Source organism: Roseateles sp. (genome assembly GCF_036404855.1).
Taxonomy (GTDB): domain Bacteria; phylum Pseudomonadota; class Gammaproteobacteria; order Burkholderiales; family Burkholderiaceae_C; genus Pelomonas.
Map to the genome: position 1 here is coordinate 1 of NZ_DASWYS010000034.1, position 3820 is coordinate 3820.

Annotated in this window: 3 protein-coding genes; all 3 read left to right on the top strand. The window is 70.7% G+C overall.

Annotated elements, in window-relative coordinates; translation table 11 throughout:
- Positions 1-256: 256 nt before the first annotated feature.
- Positions 257-2413 carry a TonB-dependent receptor gene (locus tag VGF12_RS02015; protein ID WP_331174377.1) on the top strand — a complete coding sequence of 719 codons (2157 nt, stop codon included), beginning with the start codon at positions 257-259 and terminating at the stop codon, positions 2411-2413.
- A gap of 9 nt (positions 2414-2422) precedes the next feature.
- Positions 2423-2914 carry a hypothetical protein gene (locus VGF12_RS02020; RefSeq protein WP_331174378.1) on the top strand — a complete coding sequence of 164 codons (492 nt, stop codon included), beginning with the start codon at positions 2423-2425 and terminating at the stop codon, positions 2912-2914.
- 101 nt (positions 2915-3015) lie between these two features.
- On the top strand, positions 3016-3820 hold an 805-nt coding region (locus VGF12_RS02025; RefSeq protein WP_331174379.1), incomplete at its 3' end, for a hypothetical protein.

Genomic DNA, 3820 nt, shown 5'->3' on the forward strand with positions numbered 1-3820 from the left:
GGCACCGCTTTCCTGGCCTGGATGCCGGGCACGCTCGCGGTGACGGGGCGGCAGGGCAGCGACCCGCCCGCCGCTTTCGCCATCAACTGGCGCGACCGCGTGGTTGCGCCGCCGTTGACGCCGCCTCGCGGCTGATCCCGCACCCGGCGCCACCTGCTGCGCCGCCAAGCCCCCCCTCCATAAATTCGCCCGTCATGGCAAGACGGGCGGTGGCTGCGCCTGCGCTGCAGGCCGGCTTCAGAACAACTCAAATCCAATGACAAAAGTCCTTTCGCCGCTGTGGCGGCCATCGCGGGGCCGCACGCCCGCGTCCTCACGATCCGTCGGCACGTTCAGGCCGGCGCTGCTGGCCACTGCCAGCCTGCTGGCGATGGCGTCCGCCCAGGGCAGTCAGCCCGAGCCGTCCGCCAGTGCGGTGGCAGAGCTGGAGCGCGTGGAGGTCAGCGGCCGCCACTACGACAACGCCGTCGGCAGCTCCGATGCCGCATCCCAGGGCGCCGTCCGCGCCGAGCTGCTGAAGAGCCGCCCCGCGTTACGTCCCGGTGAGGTGCTGGAGTTCGTGCCCGGCGTCATCGTCACGCAGCATTCGGGCGACGGCAAGGCCAACCAGTACTTCCTGCGCGGCTTCAACCTTGACCACGGCACCGACTTCGCAACCACGGTCAACGGCTTGCCGGTGAACATGCCGACGCATGGCCATGGTCAGGGTTACTCGGACCTGAACTTCCTCATTCCCGAGCTGGTCGACCGCATCGAGTACCGCAAGGGGCCGTACTTCGCGAAGAGCGGCAACTTTTCCGCAGCCGGCTCGGCCGACATCGCCTATCGCAGCACGCTGGACGAGAGCTTCGCTGCGCTGGCGCTGGGCCAGCGTCAGTTCCAGCGCTTCGTCGGCGCTGGCTCCACGACCCTCGGCGGCGCCCTGCAGGTGCTTGGTGCCGTCGAGGTGCAGCACAACGACGGGCCGTGGACGCTGCCCGAGCACCTGCGCAAGAGCAACGGCGTGCTGACGCTGTCCGGCGGCACGCGCGCCCAGGGCTGGAGTGCCAGCCTGATGGCCTACGACGCCCGATGGAACTCGACCGACCAGGTGCCCGAGCGCCTCATCGCTGCTGGCACCTACGACGGCAAGCCCTTCGGCCGCTTCGATGCCATCGACGTCAGCGACGGTGGCGAAACGCGGCGCACCAGCGTGTCCGGCGAATGGCATCGCACCACCGAGGGCGAGGCCACGCGCGTCGCGGCCTACGCGATGAACTACCGGCTCCAGCTCTTCTCCAATTTCACCTATGCGCTGGAGCGGCCGGACGAGGGCGATCAGTTCTTGCAGCAGGACAAGCGCAGCGTCTACGGCGTCAGTGCCAGCCACGCCGTCGAGCACCGCCTGGGCGAGCTGGTGGCGAGGAGCGAGGTCGGGATGCAACTGCGCCACGACCGCATCCGAGTGGGCCTGCATGACACAGTGGCGCGTCGCGTCGTCGGCACCACGCGAGACGACGTCGTGCGAGAGACCCAGCTCGGCGCCTACGGCCAGACGTCCGTCGAGCTGGCACCGTGGCTGCGTGGCGTGGTCGGCCTGCGGGCGGACCAGGCGCGCTTCAAGGTGGACAGCCTTCGCGATGCCGCCAACTCCGGCAGCGCCTCGGCCCACCTGTTCTCGCCCAAGCTGTCGCTGGTCGCCGGACCGTGGGCAAAGACCGAGTTGTTCTTCAACGCCGGCCGAGGCTTCCACAGCAACGACGCGCGCGGCACCACGGCCACCGTCGACCCCAGGACCGGCGATGCCGTCGACAAGGTGCCGGGTCTCGTCGCCGCGCGCGGCCTGGAGCTGGGGGCACGCACGGAATGGCTGCCGGGCCTGCAGAGTTCGGTCGCGCTGTGGAAGCTGGATTTCGATTCCGAGCTGGTCTATGTCGGCGATGCCGGCGCCACCGAAGCCAACCGACCCAGCAGGCGGCACGGCATCGAATGGAACAACCGCTACGTGCCCGTGCCCTGGCTGCTGGTCGATGCCGACCTCGCGTGGACGCATGCACGCTTCAAGGATGCCGACCCGGCCGGCAACCGGATCCCCAACGCGGTGGACAAGGTGGGCTCCATCGCCGTCACCCTGCGCGAGCTGGGGCCCTGGTCGGCCAGCCTGCAGTGGCGCTACCTGGGTTCGGGGGCGCTGATCGAGGACAACAGCGTGCGCTCGCGCTCGTCGCTGACGACCAACCTGCGAGTCAGCCGCAAGCTTTGGCGCGACAGTGAGGTCACCTTTGACGTGTTCAACGTGCTGGACCGCAAGGTCAATGACATTGAGTACTTCTACGAATCTCAGCTGCCCGGTGAGGCGGCGCCGGTGGCCGACCGGCATGTCCACCCTGCCGAGCCGCGCACGGTCCGCGTGACGCTCAAGCTGGGGTTCTGACGGGGCATCATGCGCGGGACGCTGCACGCGCTGCTTTTGTGGCTGCTTGTGCTGGCGCTGCCGGTCTACGGCGCGTCCAGCACCAGCCTGCGCGTGCTCGGGCCGGCGCACTGGCACACGGCGCCGGCGACCGGGTTGCAGACCGAATGGCTGCAGCCAGCGCTGCAGCTGGCGCAGCGGGTGGCCGAGCGCCTGCAGGCGCTTCGCGCCGAGGCTCATGTGCGCGTCCACGCGCTGGGTGCGCGCCACGAGCACCATGGCGTGCAACGTCACTGGCATGAGGCGGCCGATGGCGGCGTGCACAGCGTCGGCAGCGTCCATCCCGTGGTGGACGACCTCGTTGCCAGCGCCGCCGTGGGCGGTGCGGCGCTCACGCTTGGCACCCCCGTGCCTCCATTGCGCATCCCCGCCACGGCCGTCAACGGCCGCTGGCCCGCCGGGCCGGCACCGGCCTGGGCGGACGCCCCCCATCGCCCCAAGCCGCCCCCACCGCGTCGCTGAACGCCACCCACGCCGACCCGGCCTTGTGCCGGAATGCATATGCCCGCCCCGGGGACGACGCGGTAGCCTGGTGCGGGCCTTCGGGGATTCAGATGATCGTCATGGAAACCATCGACCCAGTCGAGGCAGGGCGCCGCCTCGGCCATGATCTGCATGGGCTGAGCCGCATCGGGCTGCAGCCCGACTGGCCGTCCGCCGTGCGCGAGGGCTTTGAGGCAGCCGCCGCCCGGCACGGCACCCGCCCGCGCCGGGACGACCGCTTCGCGCGCAAGTGGCTGCAACTGCGCCTGGGCGCGCTGGCGCGTGGCCGTGCCGTGGCGCCCGACGTCACCGTCGAGCTGCTGCGGCGCCTGGACGTCAGCCATTGCCCGGTCACGCGCGAGCCCCTGACCCACGCGACGCGCCTGGGCAGCGATGCCTCGGTGGACCGGCTCAACAACGACGGCGCCTACGCGGCTGCCAATCTCGCGATGCTGTCGGCACGCGTGAACCGCGCCAAGGGCCGGCGCGGCTTCGATGAGGTGTGGGCACTGTCCCTGCGTGACGAGCCCACGGCAAGCCTCGCGCCCGTCGAATGGCTGCGCCTGGCCGTACTGATGTTGGGTCCGGCGCATGCGACGCGCCCGCTGGACGTGCCGGCCCTGCCGCTGTGCGCACCGCTGCCGGCCACATCGGCCCGCACGGCGTTGCAGCAGGTGCAGCGGCTGCTGACCCTGAATGCCGGTGTCGCGGCTGCGCGCAATCGCCTGCTGCGCGGCCTGCTGCCAGCTTGCGGCACTGCGTCCGCCGAGGCGAGGCTGCGGCTGGTGGCCGACGCGGTGCACGCCGGATTGAAGCGGCTCGGCGCCGAAGAGGAATGCTGGGACGTGTGGCTGCAGCCGGGGCTGATGCAGGCGCTGATGGCAT